Origin of the sequence: Achromobacter animicus (assembly GCF_040775605.1) — a bacterium.
Classification (GTDB): Bacteria; Pseudomonadota; Gammaproteobacteria; order Burkholderiales; family Burkholderiaceae_B; genus Achromobacter; species Achromobacter animicus.
Genome location: NZ_JAYGJK010000001.1, coordinates 3,887,453 through 3,908,720, shown reverse-complemented (window position 1 = coordinate 3,908,720; position 21,268 = coordinate 3,887,453). Strand labels below are relative to the sequence as shown.

Here is a 21,268-nt window from a genome sequence, read left to right as displayed (position 1 = left end):
GGTGACACCCGCGCACCTAGTGCTTCCACCGTGTGGCGGACAGGCGGCGGCAGCCTGCGGGCAGTTGGGCCGTGCGCAGGTAGTCGTGGATCGATGCGATCAACGCCTGCGCGGCCGGGCTCAGTGGATATTCCTTATTGCGGATGATGCATAGCGTGCGCACCACCGTGGGCCGGGCCAGCAGCGCGTAGGCCAGCCCCGGCTCCATCACGCGTTGCGCGGCCAGCGCCGGCAGCAGCGCGACGCCCATGCCTGCCTTGACCAGCGCGGCCTGCGACGTGGTGCTCGATGCTTCATAGAACGGCGCCGCCGCCTCGATGGGCAGGTCGGCGCGGGCGCGCAGCAGGGCCATGATGCCCGTTTCATCCACCACCCCAACCAGCTTGCGGCCGGTCAGGTCGGACCAGCGCATGGCGCCGTCGCGCCCCGGGCGCAGCGTGGTGTCGTCCTGGCGGTAGAGCACGCCGAAGCGGTCTTCGAGCAAGGCGTCGAACTGCAGGCCGGGGGCGTCGGCCCAGCGGCTGGTCAGCCCGAAATCGACCTCGCGCGCGGCCACTTTGCGTTGGATGCGGCCGGAGTTGTCGTCGCTGAGATAAAGCCGCACCGCCGGATACTGCGCCGCGAACACGGCGGCGGCGGGCGCGATGAGCTGCGTGATGGCCGACGGCGCGGCCGCCACGCCCACCCGGCCGCGTTCCAGCGCGCCAAAACGCACCACGTCTTCGATCACGCCATCAAAATCCGCCAGCAGCCGCATGACGCGCGGCAGGAATTCCTCGCCGGCCGGCGTCAGCAGCACGCGCCGGCTGGTGCGCGCAAAGAGCTGGGTGCCCAGCGCGTCTTCAAGCTGGCGCACCAGGCTGGTGACGGACGACTGCGTCTGGAACAGGCGTTTGGCGGCATGCGTGAAGCTGGACTCCTGGGCTACCGCCACAAAGGCGGTCAGGTGCTTCAAGGTGACGTGCTTGGGCAGGCGATGCATTTCAAAACGCGATAGATGGATCAATAAAAACAATTTTTCCAGATTGATCGCGCGGACGATACTAGGTCCTTCACCAAGGCAGGAACACCATGCAGGAGACTTTGGATCTGATCATCGAAGGCGGCTGGCTCATCGACGGGCTAGGCGGTCCGCGCAGGCGCGCCGATGTGGGCGTGGCGGGCGAACGCATTGCGGCGATCGGGGACCTGTCGAAGGTGCCCGCGGCCACGCGCGTGAACGTCGCGGGCAAGATCGTGGCGCCCGGCTTCATCGATGTGCACGGTCACGACGACCTGATGTTCGTGGAAAAGCCCGATCTGGCGTGGAAGACGAGCCAGGGCATCACCTCGGTTGTCGTGGGCAATTGCGGCGTCAGCGGTGCGCCCGCACCGCTGCCGGGCAACACCGCGGCGGCGCTGGCGCTGCTGGGCGAGACGCCGCTCTTTGCCAGCATGACGCACTACTTCGACGAGCTGCGCGAGCGTCAGCCGGTCATCAATGTGGCCGCGCTGGTGGGCCACGCGAACCTGCGTCTTGCCGCAATGCGCGATCCGACTGCTCAGCCCACGCCCGACGAACAAGCCGCCATGCAGCAGATGCTGGCCGACGCGCTGGACGCGGGCGCCGTGGGCTTCAGTACCGGTCTGGCGTATCAACCCGGAGGGGTGGCGCAGCCGCCCGAACTGGAAGGGCTGGCCCGCGTGGCGGCGGCGCGCGGCGCGATGCATACCAGCCACATCCGCAATGAGGGCGACGCGGTCGAGGCGGCCGTCGACGAGGTGCTGGCCATCGGCCGCAACACCGGCTGCGCGACCGTGCTGTCGCATCACAAGTGCATGATGCCGCGCAACTGGGGCAAAAGCGTCGCCACGCTGGCCAACATCGACCGTGCCCGCGCCGAGGGCGTGGACGTGGCGCTGGATATCTACCCGTATCCCGGCAGCTCCACCATCCTGATCCCGGAGCGCGCCGACACCATCGACGACATCCGCATCACGTGGTCGACGCCGCACCCCGAATGCAACGGCGAGTACCTGAGCGACATTGCGGCGCGCTGGGGCTGCGACAAGACCACGGCGGCCGAACGCCTGTGCCCGGCCGGGGCGATCTATTTCGCGATGGACGAGAACGAGGTCCGCCGCATCTTTCAGCACGAATGCTGCATGGTCGGGTCCGATGGCCTGCCCAATGACGCGCATCCGCATCCCCGGCTGTGGGGCAGTTTCACGCGCGTGCTGGGGCGCTACGTGCGCGAGGCGCAGCTTGTCACGCTGGAGGCGGCGGTGGCCAAGATGACCGCGCTGCCGGCCCGCGTCTTCGGGCTGGCGGACCGTGGCCGGATTGCCGTGGGCGCGTGGGCGGACATTGTGGTGTTCGATGCCGATACGGTGATCGATCGCGCCACCTGGGAAGCGCCGACGCTCGCGTCTGCCGGCGTGGAGCACGTGCTGGTCAATGGCACGCCGGTTTTTCCGGCCACGGCAGACACCCCGCGGCCCGGCCGCATTCTTCGCCGCGATCAGGCCGCGGCCCAAACCCTTCCATAACAACAGCCGTACCAGGAGACCCAACATCATGATCCGCAAGACTTGCGCCGCCCTGGCGCTGGCCGCCGCGCTGCCGGCCGCTCACGCCGCCTTTCCCGACCGCCCCATCACGCTGATCGTGCCGTTCCCGGCGGGCGGTCCCACGGACATCGTCGGCCGCGTGGCCGCGGCCAAGGCAGGCGAAATTCTGGGCCAGCAGATTGTCGTAGAGAACCGCACGGGCGCGTCGGGCACCATCGGCATGACGGCCACCGCGCGCGCCAAGCCGGACGGCTACACCGTGGGCCTGGCCACCGTCAGCACGCACGGCACGGCGCCGCACCTGTTTCCCAACCTGGCCTATGACCCGGTCAAGGACTTCACGCCCATCAGCAACCTGGTGACCAGCCCCAACATCCTGAGCGTGAATCCGAACTTCCCGGCCAAGACGCTGGCCGAGTTCGTGACCCACGTGCGCGCCAATCCGGGCAAGGACGGCTACGCGAACGCGGGTGCAGGCGGCGTGAACGACCTGGGCATGATCTGGTTCCTGCAGATCATCGGCGGCAAGATGAACAGCATTTCCTATCGTGGTTCGGCGCCGGCGCTGACCGACACGGTGGGCGGCGTGGTGCCGGTGATCTTCGACAACTTTCCGTCGTCGCTGCCGTACGTCAAGAGCAATCACCTGAAACCCCTGGCGATTACCGGAACGGCGCGCAATCCGCGACTGCCCGACGTGCCGACCTTTGCCGAGCAGGGCTACAAGGATTACGACGTGACCGCCTGGTACGGCGTGGTGGGGCCGGCCAACATGCCGGCCGACGTGCGCGACAAGCTGGCCGATGCCTTTGCGCGTGCGGTGCGCGATCCGGCGACCGCGGCAAAGATGGAAGAGACCGGCGCGTTCCCGCTGGGCAACACGCCGGCGCAGTTTGGTGAGCAGATCAGCACCGAACGCGATCGCTGGAAGACGGTGATCGAGCGGGCGCAGATCAAGCTGCAGTAGGGACTCGGGAAACGCGGGCCGCGTGCGTCGTCAATACACGTCGCGCCGGTAGCGGCCCGTATGCTGCAGGGCTTGCAGGCGGTCCGCGCCCAGGATGTCCTGCAGCGCGGCATCCACGCCACCCGCCATGCCTTGCAGGCTGCCGCAGACATATACGGCGGCGCCGGCATCCACCCAGGCGCGCACGGCGTCCGCCTGGTCGCGCAGGCAGTGCTGCACATAGCGGCGCTCGGGCTGGTCGCGGGAAAACACCGCATCCACGCGTTCCAATGTGCCGTCTTGCCGCCACGCGTCGATCTCATCGCGGCAGAACCCGTCGCAAGCGGCGTTGCGCTCGCCGAAGACCAGCCAGTTGCGGCGGTGGCCGGCAGCGCGGCGCGCTTTGATCAGCGCGCGCAGGCCCGCAAGGCCGGTGCCGTTGCCGATCAGAATCAGCGGGCGGTCGTCAGCCGGCGGGTGGAAATTTCGGTTCGTGCGTACACGCAAGGCGATCTCGTCGCCAGTCTGCGCAATGTGCGTGAGCCAGCCGCTGCCCAGACCCAGCACGCCGTCGGCGCCTTGCATCTGGCGCACCAGCAACTGAATGGCGCCGTCAGCGGGCAGCGAAGCGATGGAGTATTCACGATGCGCCTCCAGCGCGCCGCCGCGTTCGCGCCGGGGGCCGATTTCGGCGATGTCGCCCGCCTGCCATGCTGTCGTGCTCTCGGGCGGCGGCGACAACGTCAGCAGATAGCAAGGGCCGCCCTGGCTGCCGGGATTCAGCAGTGTCCGGCTCGCCAGGCGCCAAGTGTCGTAGACGGGCGCTTCCCAATCGGGCAAATCGCTGCGGCCGGCCAGCAGGCCCAGATGATGCTGCCAGTGGCGTAGCGCGGCCGCGTCGTCGTTGTCGACCTCGACCAGATCGAACAACGGCGTCGCGCCTTGCGCGTGCAGCCAGTCGTTCAACCGGTGGCCAAAGCCGCAGAACTGCGCGTACTCGCTGTCGCCGAGCGCCAGGACGGCATATTGCGCGCCGGCCAGCGCGGCGCCCTGTGGCGTCTGCTGCATCTGGCCGGCAAACGCCGCGGCCGCATCGGGCGGATCGCCCTCGCCGTAGGTGCTGACGACAAACAGCATGCGCCGGCAGGCGGCCAGGCGTTGAAGGTCCAGTTGGTCCAGCGAGGCGACGCGCACGGTCAGACCGCCGGCGCGCAGAGATTCCGCAGTTTGCATGGCCAGCGACTCGGCATAGCCGGTCTGGCTGGCGTAGGCCACCAGCACCGCGTCTTCGGGCGCGGGTGCGCTCAGCGCCTGCAGCGCCAGCGCGTGTTGCGCATGCTGGCGGCGGGCGCGTTGCCAGGCCCACAGGCACAGCAGCAGCCAGGTCAGCACCACGCACGTTGCCGCGATCAATCGGGTGTGCAACATGGGCATTCAGGTGGCCAGGGCCAGGGCTTCAAACTGCGGGGTGGCGACGACGCGCCAGGCGTCTTCGCTGCGCACGATGAACAGCGCGGCGAGGGCATGGCGGCGCGCATAGGCCAGCCCCTCGGCTTCGCCCAGCACCGTCAGCACGGTGGCCAGCGCGTCGGCCTGCATGCAGACGGGGTGCAGCACGGTTACCGATGCGACCGCGTTGCGTACCGGGTGGCCGGTGCGGGGGTCGATCGTGTGGGCGTAGCGCGCATCGCCGTCGCCGGCGTGGCGCCGGTAGTCGCCCGACGTGGCGATGCTGCAGTTGTGCAGCGGCAAGGCCAGCGCATGGTCATCGCTGGCGTCGGGGACTTCGATGGCCACGCGCCAGGATTGTCCGTCGGGACGCTTGCCGCGGGCGCGCAACTCGCCGCCGACTTCGACCAGGTAATCGGTGATGCCCAAGGCATCGAGCGCCATCGCCGCGCGGTCCACGCCGTACCCCTTGGCGATCGACGACAGGTCCAGATAGACGCCGCCGGGCTGCCAGGCCGCGCGGCGGTCTTGGTCCAGCGGCACGCGCCGCCAGCCGCAACGATCAAGCGCGGTCTGGATGGCGGCCGGAGAGGGCGGTTCAAAGGCGCGCTGGTGCGGCCCGAAACCCCAGGCATTGACCAGCGGCCCGACGGTGGGGTCGTAGGCGCCGCCGCTGTCCTCGGCCAGCATCAGCGCATGATGCAGCACATGGAAAAAATCGGGCGGCAGCGTCTGCCAGCCGGACTCGGCGCGGTTGTAGCGGGTGATGTCCGAGTCTGCTTCCCAGGTGCTCATTTGCGCGACGACCTGGTCCAGCGCGGCCTGGATGCCTTGCCGCGCTGACGCTTCGGTCACGCCCGCCGGCAGCGCCAGGCGCGCGGACCAGGTGGTGCCCATGGTGGCGCCGGCCAACGCGGCCGGGCGCGCTGGCATTGCGCCATAGGCGACGCGAACGGCCGGGGCCGCCGCGTTGCGCGGTGCGAAGGAAGGAGAGGTCGCCACGCGCGCGCCTGTGCCTTACGGTTGCAGCACTTCGACGGTGCCGGCGTACGACAGGCGGCGCTTCTTGGCCTGCGGCACGGTGACCTTGGCGTCTTCCAGGCCGGCTTCGATCCAGTACAGGCCAGGCTGCGGCCACTTCACCGAGAACTTGCCGTCCTTGTCGGTCTTGATCTGGATTTCGCCGACCTTGTCGCGATAGCGGCTGCCGCCGGGCACGACGTTTACCTCCAGGTCGGCGGCGGGCTTGCCGTCCAGCAGCATCTGGAACGTGGCCGCTTCGTCCGTGAAGAGGTCGTTCGGGTGCGTCACGGGCGCCAGCTCCAGGCCACGGCCCACGGGCTTGACGGCCGAGGGCTTGCCGGCGGTGACGAAGGTCTCGACCCGGCCCAGGCTTTGCGAGACTTCAAGCTCGTCGGCCTTGGCCGGCACGGCCTGCGCCATGCCTTCCACCTTGCCGAAGTAGCGCTTGTTCTTGCCGTCTTCCTTCCAGCGCGCGAACACGCCGTCGTTGACCACGGCAACGCGGTAGGTGCCGGCTTGTTTCAACTGCAGGTCGAACGTGCTGCGCAGCTTGCCGCGGTTGATGTTCTCGGCTTCGGCGGCATTGCCGTCCGGCGCGGTGACGGTCAGGCCGTCCAGGCGCAGCGGCGCGTGGTTGAAGTAGAACTTGTCGTTGCCGACCGCGGCGTCCACGGTGATCCAGCTGTCGGTGCCCGACAGCACCGTCGAGGACGGCACGATCCAGACGTCATGGGCGTGAGCGGCAAAGGGCAGGCACAGCGCCAGGGCGGCGGCCAGTTTGGCGGCGGATTTCATCGTTGCGTTCCTTGCGTTTCTTGCGTTGCTTGCGTTGCTAAAGGGGCTGGTCACGAGGCCGGTCAGGGTTTGAGGTCGAGCGCGATGGCGCCCAGTTCGTGTTCGCCGCGCGCGCTCAGTTGCTCGGGCTTTTGCGGCGGCCATTGGAAGGGGATGCGCACCAGTTCGCGGCCGCCCACTTCCCGCGCGGCTTCGACCACCACCGCGTACTGGCCGGGCTTTAGCTGCGCGAGCGGCTTGCTGGCCGCGTCGAACGACAGCGCGTGCTTGCCCACGGGCTTGGTGGCGCCGCTGACGCCGTCCACGGGGAACTGCTGATTGCGGCCGCTGCGGCGCCACCACTGGCGCATGTCTTTGAGCCACTCGGTGCCTTCGTTGTTCTTCTTGGCCACGTCGTACCAGACCGCCAGGTCGGTGGCCACGCTCTGGTCGGGGTTCTCGATCCAGATCGCCACGTACGGGCGGTGGTATTCGGCCACGTCCAGGCGCGGCACCTCGATGGACAGGCCGATGTCTGCGGCGTGGGCCGTTCGGGCGATCAGGCCGGCGAGCAGCGCCGGCAACAGCAACTTGCGCATGGAAATCTCCAGGGCGTATCGATGGAATCAGTGGATGAAAAGCAGCGCCAGCACCAGCGGAATCACAACGCCCAGCCCCACCATGGGCCAGGTTGCGCTGCGGTTGCCGGCGTGCATCTTGAGCAGCACCAGTCCGGTCAGCGAGAACACCAGACAGGCGACGGCGAAGATGTCCAGGAACCAGCTCCAGGCCAGACCCGTGTTGCGGCCCTTGTGCAGGTCGTTCAGGTACGAGATCCAGCCGCGGTCAGTACGTTCGTATTCGATATCGCCGCTGGCGCGGTCGATGGACAGCCAGGCATCGCCGCCCGCGCGGGGCAGCGACAGGTAGACCTCGTCGGGGGACCACTCGGCCGTCTTGCCGGCCGTCGAGGCGTCCAGCGTCTCGTCCAGCCAGGCGGCGACCGAGGCGGGCAAGGGCGCCTTTTTTTCCGCGGGCGCGGCGGCAAGCTGCTGGAGTTGGGCTTCGGGCAGATGGGCCTCGCGGCTGGTCACCACGGCCTTCGATTCGATGTGTGACGCGTTGTTCAGCGTCAGCCCCGTCACCGCGAACAACAGCATGCCCAGCAGGCAAAGCGCAGAACTGATCCAGTGCCACTGATGCAGTGTCTTGAGCCAGTAGGCGCGGCGGCGGGGAGCGGGTTGGGTGTCCATGGAATGTCGGGCAGGAAGCGGCCGGATTCTAGCATTTAATGAGAATTACTCTTAAAAAAGCGAGGCCTTTTCGCGCACGGAAATTTCAATCGATTTCGGCGGAAAGCGCCTTGTTTGCCGAAGCTGAATGCAGGCTGAACGGGTGCGCCGGCCGACCAGCGGGACTAAGATAGGCCACCCTTTGCAAACACCGGAGGTCGTCATGCTGCAACAGCAAGTCGTGGATCAAATCGGTCGTCATTGGGGATGGGTGGCGCTTCGCGGCGTCGTCGCCATCCTGTTCGGGTTCATGGCCATGTTCATGCCGGCCATCACCTTGTCGGCGCTGGTGCTGGTGTGGGGCGCTTTCGCGCTGGTGGACGGGGTGCTGGCGCTGATCGCCGGATTCCGCATCCGCGACAACGGCAAACCGCTATGGGCGCTGATCATCGTGGGCCTGCTGGGCGTGGCGGCGGGTATCGTCACCTTTCTCTGGCCGGGGCTGACCGCGCTGATCCTGCTCTACATCATCGCGATCTGGGCGATCGTGGCGGGCGTGTTCCAGATCATCGCCGCCGTGCGCTTTCGCAAGGCCATCCGCAACGAATGGCTGCTGGGCCTTTCCGGGCTGGTGTCGGTGGCCTTCGGCGCCATGCTGGTCATGCAGCCGGGCGCGGGTGCGCTGGCGCTGGTGTGGGTGATCGGGATCTATGCCGTGTTCTTCGGCATACTGCTGCTGGTCTTTTCCCTGCGTCTCAAACAACACGGCACCGTCTGACCTCCATGTCCGCCTATCAAACGCTGGTTCCCCTGAATTTCCTGGCCGTGGGCCTGGGCGCGATCCTTGGCGCGTGGTCCCGCTGGCTGGTCGGTCTGTGGCTGAATGCGGGCTCGTGGCCGTGGGGCACGCTGGCGGTCAATCTGGCGGGCGGATATCTGGTGGGCGTGGTGCTGGCGCTGGTGGCCGGGCATCCCGAGTGGCCCGCCTGGGTGCGGCTTGGGGCCATCACCGGTTTCATGGGCGGGCTGACCACGTTCTCGACCTTCTCGGCCGAGACCGTCGCGATGCTGGAGCGTGGCGCATATGTCAGCGCGCTGGGCTATGCCGGGTTCAGTCTGGCCGGGTCGCTGGCGTTGACGGCGGCGGGGCTGGCCACGGTCAGTCTGCTGCGCTAGGCACGTTGTCGCATGTGCCTAAGTGGCGATTGAAGCTGCGGGCGTGCCGCCGCCATTGATGTCTTGCGCGTGCGGCGCCGATCAGGCCCCGTCAGCACGCGTGGCGACCGCCGCGGGCAGCCACGTCGGCTGGCCGGGCATGTCGTGCGCCTGCATGTTCATGCGGTATTCGTAGCGGTCTGGCCGATAGCGGGCATGCAACCACTCTACCGGCCGCCCGGACTCGTCGCGCACCACACGGTGCAAGCTGAGCAGGGCCGACCCCACCGGCACCTCCAGCAATTCGGCGATGCCGGGCTCGGCCAGCACGGCTGAAATCGACTGTTCGGCCCGCGCCACGCGCACGCCCAGATCGCGGAAGATGGCCAAGAGCGGTTTGGCGTCCAGATCCTGACGGCGGATGCGTTGGCCGATGTCATCCGGCACAAACGTGGTCAAGTAGGAAAACGGCTGGCCTTCGTGGCTGCGCACGCGCACGGCGCGCTGCACGGGTGCGCCGGGCGGCAGTTCCAGGCGCGCCGCCACTGGCGGCGGGGCGGGCGCGGTTTCCAGTTCCAGCAGGCGCACCTGCGTGTGCATGCCCATGCGGGCCAGGTGCGCCATCAGCGCGTCGATACCCGCACCGTGCTGCGGGCCCGGAAACTGCGCCGGCGGGGCCGCGAACGTGCCGCGCCCCTGCCGCCGCTCGATGAGGCCATCGGCCGCCAGCGCATCGAGCGAGCGCCGTATCGTCAGGCGGGACACGCCGTATTCGGCGGCCAGCGCGTTTTCGCCGGGCATCGCCCTGTCCGTGGCGAACCCGCCGGCTTCGAGCCGTTGCTTCAGCAGCAGATAGACCTTGTGATAAAGCGGCAGCGGACTGTCGGGCACGGTGGGGCTCCTGGTTGACGTTCAGTCGACGGTCGCGCCGGTGAACTTGACGATCTCGGCATAGCGCGCGATGTCCTCGCGCACGAAGACGCCCAGTTCCTCGGGGCTGCTGCTGACCGCGCTGGCGGCCTCGCCTTCGAGCAGCTTGCGGAACGATGGCGTGTCGACCGCCTTGCGCGCCGCGGCGTTCAGGGCCGCCAGCTTGTCGGCCGGCATCTTGGCCGGACCAAACAGCGCGAACCACGCGTTCGATTCGAAACCCTTGATGGTATCGCCGATGGGCGGCACGCCGGGAAACTGCGGCAGCGCCTGCGGACTGGTCACCCCCAGCGCCCGCAGCGCGCCGCTCTTGATGTGCGGCAGCGCGTTCAGCGAACTGGCGAACATCATGTCCACCTGGCCGCCCAGCAGGTCGGTGATGGCCGGCGCCGTGCCCTTGTACGGCACGTTCAGGATGTCCAGGCCCGCCATCATCTTCATGCGTTCACCCGCCATGTGCAGCGACGACCCGATCGCGCCCAGCGCCATCGTGTGCTTGCCGGGGCTGGCTTTGACCAGCGAGACGAACTCCGGCATGGTGCGCGCCGGGAAATCCTTGCGCACGACCAGCACGCTGGGCACGTTGGCCAGCATGCTGATCGGCGTGAAATCGGCCACGGGGTCGAAAGGCAGGTTCCGGTACAGCGTGGCGTTGATGGAAAAGCTGGTGAAGGTGACCAGCAAGGTGTTGCCGTCGGGATTGCTCTTGGCGACGTAGTCGGCGGCGATGTTGCCGCCCGCGCCCGGCTTGTTCTCGACCACGACGGGGCGCTTCAAGTCCACTGTCATGTGCTGCGCGATGCTGCGCGCCACGGTGTCGGTGGTGCCGCCCGGCGGTGCGCCGACGACCAGCCTGATGGCGTCTGCCTGCGCGAAGGCGGGGGCGGTTGGCATGGCAAACGCCGCCAGCAGCGCGCAGCCCGCGGCGATCCGATGAAGTCCCGGCATGAGTTGTCTCCTGATATGTTGTATTGAGGACAATACAAGTATAGGAAGACGCTCCCGGGCACGCCAGATCGTTTCCCCGTAGAAAGGCGTCAATTGTCCGGCGCGCCTGCCGCCTTCGCGTACTCCACGATGGCGATGTCCCGGAACGCCTGGATCAACGCCAGCCGCGGCGACACGCGCGACCAGATCAGTCCGAAGCGGCGCGGTTCGCAGTGCGCGGGCAGCGGCAGGGCGAGCAGACCCAGCCGTTCGATCGTGCCGTTGGTGGACCGGGGCAGGATCGCCACGCCCAGATCCCGGCTCACCATGACCGCAATCGATTCGATCGCGTTCAGCTCGAACCGGTCCCGCGGCGTGATGCCGACGCGGCGCAGATACTCGTCGACATGCCGCCCGCTCCAGTCGTTGCGCTGGTAACGGATGAACGGCTCCGCGGTGAGCAGGCTGTGCGGATGACGGCCGGCGTGGCGCGGGGCCGCCGCCAGCACATAAGGTTCTTCGCGCAGCAACTGCCAGCCCAGGCTTTTGGACAGCGGATAGGGCGCTTCCAGCGCGATGGCCGCATCGAGTTCGCCGCTTTCAATGGCCGGATAGAAGCGGGCGCTGTGGCCGGGCTGGATCTCCACGCTGATCAGCGGATGGCGTCCGACCAGATGTTCAAGAATGGCCGGCACCATGGAGTTCAGCGCGGTGTTGCCGGCGCCCAGCCGAAGCTCGCCCATCATCTCGCCCGACCGCGCCAGGTAGCGGATCTTTTCGATCCGCTCCAGGACCTCGCGCATCGGTCCGATCAGTTCGATTGCCTTGGCCGTGAGGTGCACGGTGCGGCCGGCGCGCGCGACCAGCGGTACGCCCAGCTCCTGTTCCAGCTTGCGTAGCTGCTGGGCGACGGCGCCGTGTGTCAGTCCCAGGCGGCGGGCGGCCTCGGCCATGGAGCCGTGCTGCGCCACGGCGGACAGCGTGTGAAGAAAGTCGGTGTTCATGATGATAGGGATTCTATCTTCTTATCGTATGGCGGCTTTCCCCTGGCGGCGTGCAGCGCGGTCACAATGCGGCCAGGAGACCACAATGAGAAGCAAGCTTTTCGTGCCGGCGTCACGCCCGGAACTATTCGACAAAGCCATGGCCAGCGCTGCCGATGCGCTGTCCTTCGATCTGGAGGACGCGGTCGCGCCGCCTCGCAAGGCGGCCGCGCGTGCCGAGCTGGCCAGCTGGCTCGGGTCGCCCGCCTTTCAAACGGCGCAGGCTCAACATCCCAAGAAAATTATCGTTCGCGTCAATGCGTCGGACACCCCTTATTTCGCGGACGACCTGGACGCGCTGGGACGATCGCCGATCGACATGCTGAATCTGCCCAAGGTCGAGTCCGCCGACGCGCTGCGCGAGGCCGCGGATCGCGCCGGCCAGGCCGGTTTCGAGGGCGAGCTGCTGGTCACCGTTGAAACGCCGCTGGCGCTGGCCCGCGCGGCCGAGCTGGCGGCGGCGCACCCGCGCGTGGCAGGCCTGCAATTGGGGCTGGCCGACCTGTTCGAACCCCTGGGCATCGACCGTTACCAGCCCGAGACCCTGCGCGCGGTGATGCTGGCGTTGCGGCTGGGCGCCGGTTCCGCGGGCAAGTACGCCATGGACGCCGCCTATGCCCGCGTGCGCGACGGCGAGGGCTTCCAGGCCGAGGCGCAACTGGCGCGCTCGCTGGGTTTCCTGGGCAAATCCTGCGTGCATCCCAGCCAGATCGCCATCGCCAACGAGGTCTTCGGATTCAGTGCCGAAGAGATCGATACGGCCGAACGGATCGTCGCCGCAAGCGAGGCGCATGAAGGGGTGGGCGCTTTTCTGCTGGACGGCAAGATGATCGACGCGCCCTTCGTGCGGCGCGCCCGCGACGTCCTGCTGGCCGCAGGACGCGCCGCCTGAAACGGCCCGCGCGAATCGCGGCCGAGCTTTTTATCGGATGAATTGCATGATGGAAATTGAAACCTCCGCTCAGTTGCCGCTGGCCGGCGTCAAGGTGCTGGACCTCAGCGCCTACATCGCGGGTCCGTACGGCTGCGCCTTGCTGGGCGACATGGGCGCCGACGTGATCAAGGTCGAGCCGCCCGAAGGCGACAACCTGCGCAAGTACCCGTCGACGCTGCCGGCCGAGAGCCGCGCCTTTCTGGGCATCAACCGCAACAAGCGAGGCCTGTGCCTCAATCTGAAAGACGAAGCGGGTTACGAGGTGCTGGTCAGGCTGGTGCGCGAGGCTGATGTGCTGGTCCACAATTTCCGCCCCGGCGTGCCGGAGCGCCTGCGCATCGACTTTGCCACGCTGGCCGCCATCAACCCGCGCCTGATCTATTGCGCCATGACGGGCTACGGCGCGGCCGGTCCGATGGCGCGCCACGCGGGCTACGACCAGGTGCTGCAGTCCATGACCGGCATGTGCGCGGCGCAGGCCAAGCCCGACGGCCCGCCCGAGGTGCTGTACGGATCGGTGGTCGACTACTACGGCGCCGCGCTGATCTCCAACAGCGTGTCCGCCGCGCTCTATCAGCGCGAAAAGACCGGGCGCGGGCAGGCCATCGAAGTGTCGCTGCTGGGCAGCGCGCTGGCCATGCAGTCCGCCCGCCTGGTCTGGGCCGAAGGCGAGCCGCGCCGCATCGAACGCGACATGCGTTCGGGGGGCATCACGGGCATCCATCCCACGCGCGAAGGTCATCTCTACATCTCGGCCAACACGCCGCATTTCTGGCGTGCGCTGTGCGATCACCTGGACCTGCAGGATCTGGCGGACCATCCCGACTACGACACCGTGAAAAAGCGCGCGGCGCAGGCAGCGGTGCTGATCCCGCTGGTGCGCGAGGCCCTGGCGCGCGCATCGGCCCGTGAATGGGCCGAGCGCTTCGGCCAGAGCGTGCCTTGCGCGGAGGTGCGGCCGGTCGAGGACATGTTCGACCACCCGCAGGTGGAGGCGATGGGATTCATGCGCCCGTATCACAGCGAGAAGGCGGGCAATTACCTCGGTCTGGCGCAATGGGCGCAGTTTGGCGGAGCCGCCGCGCAAGACGAAGACAATGCCGGCGCCGTGCGCGCCGCGCCGGGTCTGGGTGAACACAGTCGCACCATTCTGTCCGCCCTGGGATACACAACGAGCGAAATCGACCAATTGCTGCACACCTCCGTGGTGCAATAAGCAGTAACAACCAAGATAAGCATCGTCCGGCAAAAGGGCTAGGAGACAGGAATCATGAATCAAGCGCAACGCTATGTGCGCCGCCCGGACGGATCGAACTGGGGCGATTTCGGACACGATGACCAGCTGGGCACCCTCAACCACCTGGACGCCCAGGCGCGGCTGGCCGCAGTGGCCGAAATCCGCACCGGGATCTCGTTTTCGCTGAGCCTGCCGCTGACCGTGCCGCGCGCGCCGGTGCTGAATCCGCGCCGCAAGGGCCCGGTGATCCAGCCCGCCGAAAAGAACGGGGTGCCGGTCTACCGCTATCCGCTGGACCGCGACGTGCCGGGCGCCACCGATGTCATCAGCGACGACCGCGTCACGCTGTCGCCGCAATATTCCACGCAATGGGACGCGCTGGGGCACGTGGGGTCGATGTACGACGCCCACGGCACCGGCCAGCCGCAGCCCACCGGCTACAACGGCTTCGCCGTCAGCGAGCCCGCCACTGAGGGCTTTACCGGCACCCGCGACCTGTCCATCGCGCCGATGGCGCGCCACGGCATCCAGGGGCGCGGCGTCTTGGTGGATCTGCGCGCCCATTTCGGTGATGCGCAGCGCAAGGTGTCCCACCGCGAGCTGATGGACGTGATGCGCGCCGATGGCGTGGAAGTCCGGCCGGGCGACGTGCTGTGCCTGCACACCGGGCTGGCCGACCTGGCGCTGACACTGGGCGACGACGAGCAGGAGCGGCTCAGGACGAGCTGCTGCGTGCTGAACGGCGCCGACGCGGATCTCCTGGCGTGGATCAAGGACAGCCGGATCGCGGCCATCGCCGCCGACAACCACGCGGTCGAACTGCGCAACCATCACCTGGACTCGGGCAAGGGCGCGCTGCTGCCCCTGCACGAGCAATGTCTGTTCAAGCTGGGCCTGCCCTTGGGCGAGCTCTGGCACCTGACCCCGCTGGCGCAATGGTTGCGCCAGCACGGCCGGCATGCCTTTTTCCTGACCGCGGCGCCCATGTACGTGCCCGGTCTGGTCGGCGCGCCGGTCAACCCCATCGCGACCGTCTGACGACGGCTCGCGCCACGACCCTTGACCGATCGAACATCCCCGCAGGGGAGACCCGAGGAGCACACATGAAGAAAACCCGTCGCACGGCCCTGGCCGCAATTCGTCCGCTGGCCGCCGCCATCGGTCTGGCCACCGCATTTGGCGCCGCGCACGCAGCCGGCTACCCCGAGCAGCCCATCACCGTGGTGGTGCCGTATTCCGCCGGCGGCGGCGCGGACAACGCCGCGCGCATCATCGCGCAAGGCATGGGCGAAGTCGCCGGCCAGAGCGTCGTGATCGAGAACAAGGGCGGCGCCAGCGGTTCCATCGGCGCGGCGTTCGTGGCGCGGGCCAAGCCCGACGGCTACACCGTGCTGTACGACGCGTCGTCCTTCTCGATCAATCCGGTGCTGCGCAAGCTGCCCTATGACGCCAAGAAGGACTTCGTTCCGGTCTCGCAGGCCGTCAGCGTGCCCAACATCCTGGTGGCCGCGCCCGGTTCCAGCTTCAACAACCTGCAGGACTTCATCGATGCCGCGCGCGCCAAGCCCGGCCGCCTGACGTTCGCGTCGTATGGACCGGGCAGCCTGGCCCAGATGGCCGCCGAGCTGCTCAAGAAGGATGCGAATCTGGATATGGTGCACGTGCCCTACAAGGGTGGCGCACCGGCCATCGTGGACGTCATGGGCGGTCAGGTCGACGTGTACTTTGCCAACGCCGCGTCCAGCCTGAACTACGTCACCGGCGGCAAGCTGAAGGCGCTGGCGGTCTCGTCGTCGCAGCGCATGCCCGAACTGCCCAACGTGGCGACCGTGGGTGAAGCCGGCATCAAGAACTTCAACGTGGTCGAGTGGAACGGCTTCTTCCTGCCGGCCGGCGCCAGCCCTGAAGTGGTGGCCAAGCTGCAGGACCTCGTGCAAAAGGCGCTGGCGCGTCCCGATACCCGCGAGAAGCTCGCCAAGCTGGGCCTGACGCCGGTCGGCAGCAGCGCCACGGACTTCGCCAAGTTTGTCGACGCGGAACAGACCCGCTGGGCCGAGGTCGTGAAAACCAATAACATCCAGGTGAATTGATCATCCGGGGGCGGGCGCGGCAACGTTTGCACGCGCCAGCCCCCGATCCGAATGGAGATTGACCAGATGAGCCGGGAAGACGATTTCGAGCGCGGCCTGGAAAACCGCCGCGCCGTGCTGGGCGATGAATGGGTGCAGCGTTCGCTGGATCGCGCCACCACGTTCACCGCCGACTACCAGAACATGATCACGCGTTATGCCTGGCACGATATCTGGAGCCGCCCCGGACTGCCGCACAAGGCGCGCCGCATGATGGTGCTGGCGGTGACGTTGTCACTGGGCCGCTGGGAAGAATTTGAACTGCACGTGCGCGCCGCATTGACGGCGCAGGACGCCTCGCGCCTGACACCCGACGAACTCAAGGAAGTGCTGCTGCAGAACGCGATCTACGCGGGCGTGCCGGCGGCCAACACGGCCTTCAATCTTGCGCAGAACATCCTGCGCGAGGTCGCGGGACAGATCGGCTATGAGCTCGCCGCGGCAGACCCGCGCCAGGCCGACCTGTTCGGGACAAAGCCGGCTTGACCGGTCTGCGTCAGGCGGGCGGCATGCCCGCCTGACGCTGTTCAGTCCGCGCGGGGATTCAGCACGCGAGCCGCCTGCAGGCCGCTGCGCACCGCGCCTTCCAGCACGCCGGGATAGCCGGTATCGGTCCAGTCGCCCGCCAATGCCAGCGTGGGCCACGGCGTCGTATTCAGCGGGCGGGTCAGGCCCGGCACCGCGGCAAACGTCGCGCGCTTTTCAATGAACAGTTCAGCCGCTGCCACCTCGGGCATCGGCGGCAGCCGCAGCGGATGCGCGGCTGCCTGTTCGGCCACCTGATCGATCAGGGCTTCAATGGTTTGCCGCCGGTTGCGTTCGCTCATGCCGATGGCAGCGCTGGCCACCACCGCCAGTTCCCCGGCCTTGGTGTCGCCCGCGAGCTGGGCGCGGTCGAACAGCCACTGGCCGGCATGGCCGCGGGCCGCATCCTCGCGCAGCATCATCATTGGCTCGGGCAGCCGCCACGGGCCAGCCAGCCGTATGTTCAGCGTGGCGATGGGCAGATAGTCGAAGGCCTTGAGCGCATCAAGCAGCCCCGTGGCGCCGGCCTCGCGCAGCGGACCATCCAGGAGACGCGCGGCGAAGGTGGGCGGCACGGCCAGCACGGCCGCGTCAAAACGTTCCTGGTTGATGTCGATGCCGTCGGCGGACGGATGCAGCTGGCGCACCGTGCTGCCATAGCGCATGGTGACCTGTCGCGCGGCGGCGTCCGGCCATAGCGCCGACAGGTCCGTGCATGGCAGCAGCAGATCGCTGTCTTCACGCGCGCCGGCCAGGCTATCGCGCAGCACGCGGGCGAACAGCACCGCGCTGGCGGTGGCGATCGGCGTGTTCAACGCGGCCAGGCAAAGCGGTTCCCACATCTGCCGGATCAGCACATCGGATTGCGCGTGATAGTGCAGCAACTGCAGCACGGTCCAGTCGCGCGGGGGCGACCAGGACATGGTCTTCAAGCCGCGCATCAGGCGCAGCATCGCAAGCCGGTCGGACCAAGACAGGCCACGTGCGCGCAGGACGGCCATGGCCATGTGCAGCGGCGCCGGCAGGCGCGGGGCGGACAGGTTGAAGCGGCCGTCCAGGCTTGCCAGCCGCAAGGGGCGCCGCATCAGCAGGGCGTCGGGGTTGCGGCCCACGCGGCGCATCAGCGCCAGGGTTTCCTTGTAGGCGCCGCACAAGAGATGCTGGCCGTTGTCGAGCGGTGCTTCAAAATCGCCATGGAACACGCGCCGCGCGCGGCCGCCGGGGGTGTGCCCGGCCTCGAACACCGTGACCTTGGCGCCGGCTTCCCGCAGGGCGACGCTGGCCGCCAAGCCGGCCCAGCCTGCGCCAATGACCGCCGCCTTCACCGGGCCAACCGGCGGACCAGGCCGCGTCCGCCGCCCACCCAGGTTTTCCAGGCGAGCCAGAGTTTGCGCAACGGGGTGAGCGAAATGCGCTGGTGCAGCACCTGCCAGTTGTCGCGCTCGATCTCGTCGAGCAGCGCATGGTAGATGGCGGCCATCATGAGTCCCGGACGCTGCGCGCGGCGGTCGGCCTCGGGCAGGTTGCTCATCGCCTCGCGGTAGAGTTCGCGGGCGCGGTCGGCCTGGAACTTCATCAGCGCGCTGAAGCGGTCGGAATACTCGCCATTCAGGATGTCCGAGGCCTTGACCTCGAACTGCTGCATGTCGTTGACCGGGATATAGATGCGGCCGCGGCGGGCGTCGTCGCCCACGTCGCGGATGATGTTGGTCATCTGGAACGCCAGGCCCAGCTTTTCGGCGTAGACCAGCGTCTTGGGATCGGAATAGCCGAACACGCCGGCGGACAGCTCGCCCACGACGCCGGCCGCGTGCCAGCAATACTTGCGCAGGCCGGGCCAGTCCAGATAACGGGTCTGGTCCAGGTCCATTTCCATGCCGTCGATCACGGCCAGCAGCCGGGCGCGGGTGATCGAACAGCTTTCCAGGTGCGGCTGCAACGCGCGCGTGACGGGATGGTCGGGCTTGCCGTCGAACATCTGGTCGATCTGCGTGCGCCACCAGGCGAGCTTGATGCGCGCCAGCGACGGATCGGTGCATTCGTCGACCACGTCGTCGACTTCGCGGCAGTACGCATACAGGGCCGTGATGGCGCGCCGGCGCTCGGGAGGCAGGAACAGGAAGGAGTAGTAGAAGCTGGAGCCGCTTTTGGCGGCTTTTTCCTGGCAATACTCGTCAGGGGTCATTAGGCACGGCCTGTTACTTGATGGAGCGCCACAACATGATGGCCCAGTCTTTGGCGCCCAATTCGGGGCGATTCATGAATACATCGTAGCCGCTCGCCTCGATCCGCTCCAGGACGCGCAGCCCGCCTTGCACCACCAGGCGCAACTCCAGGCCGATGCGGCCCGGCAGGCGGCGCGCCAGCGGAGCGCCGAAGTGTAGCAGCGCGCGTGTGCGGTCAACCTGGAAGGCCATCAGCTCGCGCCACGCCGGCGTAAGCCGGCAGGCGGCCAGGTCTTCATCCGACACGCCGTGGCGGCGCAGGTCTTCCTGCGGCAGGTAGACGCGGTGCTTGTGCCAGTCCACCCGCACGTCCTGCCAGAAGTTCACCTGCTGCAGGCCGGTGCAGATGGCGTCGGACTCGGTGATGTTCTGCGGCGCGCTGGCATCGAACAGGTGCAGCATCAGGCGCCCGACCGGGTTGGCCGAGCGGCTGCAGTAATCCATGAGGGTGGTGTAGTCCTCGTAGCGCTTGACCGTCAGGTCCTGCTCGAAGGCGGACAGGAGGTCGTAGAACGGCGTGATCGGCAACTGGTGGCGGGCGATCGTCTGCGCCAGCGGCCCGAAGATGTCGGACAGGGGCGGCAGGCCGGGCGCCGGGGGCGTGCCGGGTTCGGCGCCGATGCGGTGCAGCTCGGTGCGGAACGTGGCGAGCTGGGCCAGGCGCTCCTCGTCGGTCGCGCTGCCTTCGTCGGCAATGTCGTCCGCGGCGCGGGCGAACCGGTAGATATCGGTCACGGCGCCGCGCAGCCTGCGCGGCAACAGCAGCGAGGCAACGGGAAAGTTCTCGTAGTGATCGATGGACATAAAAAGAGGCCAGTGGGCAGGAATGGACCTGCAAAGACGGCGTAAAGCGGAAAACGGTCTCATTTTAGAGTAGTCGCCCGCGCTTGATCCGGCGCGCAGCCGCCGGGGGCGGCGATCAGTTAGACTTGGACGCCACAGGATCCCACACCATGCCGCGCCCAATATCCGCCACCGTTTCCGTTTCCGCCCTTGCGCACAATCTGGCCACCGTGCGCCGCCACCTGGACCAGACCGCCGCCGCGGCCGCCGGGCTGCCGCCGTCGATCTGGGCCGTCATCAAGGCCAACGCCTACGGCCACGGTATCGAGCAGGCGGTGGCGGGCTTTTCCAAGGCGCAGGGCCTGGCCATGCTGGACCTCGAAGAAGCCGTGCGTTGCCGCGAGGCCGGCTGGGGCGGGCCGATCCTGCTGCTGGAAGGCTTCTTCAACCCGTCCGACCTCGACATCGTCGACCGCTACCATCTCAGCAGCACGGTCCACCACCGCGACCAGCTCGACATGCTGGCCCGAGCCCGCCTGTCCCGGCGCGTGGACATCATGCTCAAACTCAACAGCGGCATGAACCGGCTGGGGTTCAGCCCGGCGGCGTTTCCCGCCGCCTACGAGCGCGCCGCGCTGCTGCAACAGCAGGGCACGCTGGGCTCGGTCGGCAAGATGACCCACTTTGCCTGCGCGGATGGTCCGCAAGGCGTGAACGAACAGCTCAGCGTCTTCAATTCGGTGACGCATAAGCTGCCCGGCGCGATCAGCGTGTGCAACTCGGCCGCCGCCCTGCGCTTTGCCGATATCGCCGTCGGCTCCGAAAGCCAGGCGCATTGGGTGCGGCCGGGCATCTGCCTCTACGGCGCGTCGCCTTTCGCGGATGCCGAAGCGTCCTCTTTCGGCCTGAAGCCCGCCATGTCGCTCCGCTCGGAAATCATTGGGGTCCAGGAAATCAAGGCCGGCGACTCCGTCGGCTACGGCGCACTGTTCCGAGCCGAACGCGCCATGCGCATCGGCATCGTGGCCTGCGGCTACGCCGACGGCTATCCGCGTCACGCCTCCACCGGCACCCCGGTCGTGGTGGCGGGTATCCGGACTCAGCTGTTGGGACGGGTGTCCATGGACATGCTGGTCGTGGATCTGGGGCCCGTGCCGTCCGCCGGCGTCGGTTCGCCCGTGTCGCTATGGGGCGAAGACGGCCCCTCGGTGGACGAAGTCGCCAGCGCGGCCGGAACCATCGGCTATGAACTGCTGTGCGCCCTGGCGCCGCGCGTGCCGGTCACCCGGGACGTCTGATCCCCCCGCGCCACGGCGTCCAGGGGGCAAGAATTGCTACGCAAATTACAAGACACGCGGCGCCGGATGGTGTCTACTTTGGAAACCGGGCGCTCAGGCGCCCGTTTT

General features: G+C 67.8%; 22 protein-coding genes. 10 read left to right on the top strand and 12 right to left on the bottom strand.

Annotation, left to right across the window (positions count from 1 at the left end):
• Nucleotides 1-16 precede the first annotated feature (16 nt).
• Nucleotides 17-982 carry a LysR family transcriptional regulator gene (locus AB3147_RS17855; protein WP_367352597.1) on the bottom strand — a complete coding sequence of 322 codons (966 nt, stop codon included), beginning with the start codon at nucleotides 980-982 and terminating at the stop codon, nucleotides 17-19.
• Nucleotides 983-1,071: 89 nt separating this feature from the next.
• Here AB3147_RS17855 and AB3147_RS17850 point away from each other — a divergent pair, with 89 nt between their 5' ends.
• Together AB3147_RS17850 and AB3147_RS17845 are read left to right on the top strand one after the other, a co-directional pair.
• The gene (locus AB3147_RS17850) at nucleotides 1,072-2,529 is read left to right on the top strand and encodes an N-acyl-D-amino-acid deacylase family protein (RefSeq protein ID WP_367352596.1); all 1,458 of its coding nucleotides are present in this window, start codon (nucleotides 1,072-1,074) and stop codon (nucleotides 2,527-2,529) included.
• 28 nt (nucleotides 2,530-2,557) lie between these two features.
• Nucleotides 2,558-3,517, top strand: coding sequence for a tripartite tricarboxylate transporter substrate binding protein BugE (locus tag AB3147_RS17845; RefSeq protein WP_175123523.1), 960 nt, complete (start codon nucleotides 2,558-2,560; stop codon nucleotides 3,515-3,517).
• A gap of 30 nt (nucleotides 3,518-3,547) precedes the next feature.
• On the opposite strand, the gene AB3147_RS17840 is transcribed toward AB3147_RS17845, so the two are convergent.
• The 5 genes from AB3147_RS17840 to AB3147_RS17820 all read right to left on the bottom strand — a co-directional run bounded on the left by AB3147_RS17840 (nucleotide 3,548) and on the right by AB3147_RS17820 (nucleotide 7,995).
• Nucleotides 3,548-4,924 (bottom strand): flavodoxin domain-containing protein, encoded by a 1,377-nt coding sequence (locus AB3147_RS17840; RefSeq protein ID WP_438860988.1) that lies wholly within the window; start codon nucleotides 4,922-4,924, stop codon nucleotides 3,548-3,550.
• 6 nt (nucleotides 4,925-4,930) lie between these two features.
• Nucleotides 4,931-5,947 carry an FAD:protein FMN transferase gene (locus tag AB3147_RS17835; RefSeq protein ID WP_438860987.1) on the bottom strand — a complete coding sequence of 339 codons (1,017 nt, stop codon included), beginning with the start codon at nucleotides 5,945-5,947 and terminating at the stop codon, nucleotides 4,931-4,933.
• A gap of 15 nt (nucleotides 5,948-5,962) precedes the next feature.
• Complete coding sequence (locus AB3147_RS17830) at nucleotides 5,963-6,763, bottom strand: DUF4198 domain-containing protein (protein ID WP_367352594.1); 801 nt, start codon at nucleotides 6,761-6,763, stop codon at nucleotides 5,963-5,965.
• Nucleotides 6,764-6,825: 62 nt separating this feature from the next.
• Nucleotides 6,826-7,341, bottom strand: coding sequence for a DUF2271 domain-containing protein (locus tag AB3147_RS17825; RefSeq protein ID WP_367352593.1), 516 nt, complete (start codon nucleotides 7,339-7,341; stop codon nucleotides 6,826-6,828).
• Between the two features lie 27 nt (nucleotides 7,342-7,368).
• A complete protein-coding gene (locus AB3147_RS17820) occupies nucleotides 7,369-7,995 on the bottom strand; it encodes a PepSY-associated TM helix domain-containing protein (protein ID WP_367352592.1) in 627 nt (208 codons plus the stop codon).
• Nucleotides 7,996-8,197: 202 nt separating this feature from the next.
• Here AB3147_RS17820 and AB3147_RS17815 point away from each other — a divergent pair, with 202 nt between their 5' ends.
• Nucleotides 8,198-8,752, top strand: coding sequence for an HdeD family acid-resistance protein (locus tag AB3147_RS17815; protein ID WP_056562763.1), 555 nt, complete (start codon nucleotides 8,198-8,200; stop codon nucleotides 8,750-8,752).
• Nucleotides 8,753-8,757: 5 nt separating this feature from the next.
• Nucleotides 8,758-9,150, top strand: a complete 393-nt coding sequence (locus AB3147_RS17810) for a fluoride efflux transporter CrcB (protein ID WP_175123518.1) — start codon at nucleotides 8,758-8,760, stop codon at nucleotides 9,148-9,150.
• 81 nt (nucleotides 9,151-9,231) lie between these two features.
• On the opposite strand, the gene AB3147_RS17805 is transcribed toward AB3147_RS17810, so the two are convergent.
• From AB3147_RS17805 to AB3147_RS17795, 3 genes are all read right to left on the bottom strand, one after another.
• The gene (locus AB3147_RS17805) at nucleotides 9,232-10,020 is read right to left on the bottom strand and encodes a GntR family transcriptional regulator (protein WP_218344710.1); all 789 of its coding nucleotides are present in this window, start codon (nucleotides 10,018-10,020) and stop codon (nucleotides 9,232-9,234) included.
• Between the two features lie 21 nt (nucleotides 10,021-10,041).
• Nucleotides 10,042-11,007 carry a Bug family tripartite tricarboxylate transporter substrate binding protein gene (locus tag AB3147_RS17800; RefSeq protein ID WP_367352591.1) on the bottom strand — a complete coding sequence of 322 codons (966 nt, stop codon included), beginning with the start codon at nucleotides 11,005-11,007 and terminating at the stop codon, nucleotides 10,042-10,044.
• 89 nt (nucleotides 11,008-11,096) lie between these two features.
• Nucleotides 11,097-11,990, bottom strand: a complete 894-nt coding sequence (locus AB3147_RS17795) for a LysR family transcriptional regulator (RefSeq protein WP_175123515.1) — start codon at nucleotides 11,988-11,990, stop codon at nucleotides 11,097-11,099.
• 85 nt (nucleotides 11,991-12,075) lie between these two features.
• Between AB3147_RS17795 and AB3147_RS17790 the strand changes: the two genes are divergently transcribed.
• The 5 genes from AB3147_RS17790 to AB3147_RS17770 all read left to right on the top strand — a co-directional run bounded on the left by AB3147_RS17790 (nucleotide 12,076) and on the right by AB3147_RS17770 (nucleotide 16,815).
• Nucleotides 12,076-12,921, top strand: a complete 846-nt coding sequence (locus AB3147_RS17790) for an HpcH/HpaI aldolase/citrate lyase family protein (protein WP_367352590.1) — start codon at nucleotides 12,076-12,078, stop codon at nucleotides 12,919-12,921.
• Nucleotides 12,922-12,970: 49 nt separating this feature from the next.
• Nucleotides 12,971-14,179, top strand: coding sequence for a CaiB/BaiF CoA transferase family protein (locus AB3147_RS17785; protein WP_367353554.1), 1,209 nt, complete (start codon nucleotides 12,971-12,973; stop codon nucleotides 14,177-14,179).
• Between the two features lie 54 nt (nucleotides 14,180-14,233).
• On the top strand, nucleotides 14,234-15,238 hold the full coding sequence (locus tag AB3147_RS17780; RefSeq protein WP_313066360.1) for a cyclase family protein: 1,005 nt from the start codon (nucleotides 14,234-14,236) through the stop codon (nucleotides 15,236-15,238).
• A 65-nt stretch (nucleotides 15,239-15,303) separates the two neighbouring features.
• A complete protein-coding gene (locus AB3147_RS17775; protein ID WP_191575648.1) occupies nucleotides 15,304-16,290 on the top strand; it encodes a Bug family tripartite tricarboxylate transporter substrate binding protein in 987 nt (328 codons plus the stop codon).
• Between the two features lie 66 nt (nucleotides 16,291-16,356).
• Nucleotides 16,357-16,815 (top strand): carboxymuconolactone decarboxylase family protein, encoded by a 459-nt coding sequence (locus AB3147_RS17770; RefSeq protein ID WP_175183867.1) that lies wholly within the window; start codon nucleotides 16,357-16,359, stop codon nucleotides 16,813-16,815.
• A gap of 41 nt (nucleotides 16,816-16,856) precedes the next feature.
• Here the strand turns inward: AB3147_RS17770 and hpnE are convergent, their stop codons facing one another.
• Genes hpnE through hpnC form a run of 3 tightly spaced genes read right to left on the bottom strand, consistent with a single transcriptional unit; the run spans nucleotide 16,857 to nucleotide 19,883 of the window.
• Complete coding sequence (hpnE, locus tag AB3147_RS17765; RefSeq protein ID WP_239215799.1) at nucleotides 16,857-18,179, bottom strand: hydroxysqualene dehydroxylase HpnE; 1,323 nt, start codon at nucleotides 18,177-18,179, stop codon at nucleotides 16,857-16,859.
• Complete coding sequence (gene hpnD, locus AB3147_RS17760) at nucleotides 18,176-19,039, bottom strand: presqualene diphosphate synthase HpnD (protein WP_175123509.1); 864 nt, start codon at nucleotides 19,037-19,039, stop codon at nucleotides 18,176-18,178. The genes hpnE and hpnD overlap by 4 nt, the downstream gene beginning before the upstream one ends.
• Before the next feature lie 13 nt (nucleotides 19,040-19,052).
• Nucleotides 19,053-19,883, bottom strand: a complete 831-nt coding sequence (gene hpnC, locus AB3147_RS17755) for a squalene synthase HpnC (protein ID WP_367352589.1) — start codon at nucleotides 19,881-19,883, stop codon at nucleotides 19,053-19,055.
• A 149-nt stretch (nucleotides 19,884-20,032) separates the two neighbouring features.
• Between hpnC and alr the strand changes: the two genes are divergently transcribed.
• Nucleotides 20,033-21,160 (top strand): alanine racemase, encoded by a 1,128-nt coding sequence (gene alr / locus AB3147_RS17750; RefSeq protein WP_279972284.1) that lies wholly within the window; start codon nucleotides 20,033-20,035, stop codon nucleotides 21,158-21,160.
• Nucleotides 21,161-21,268: the final 108 nt, after the last annotated feature.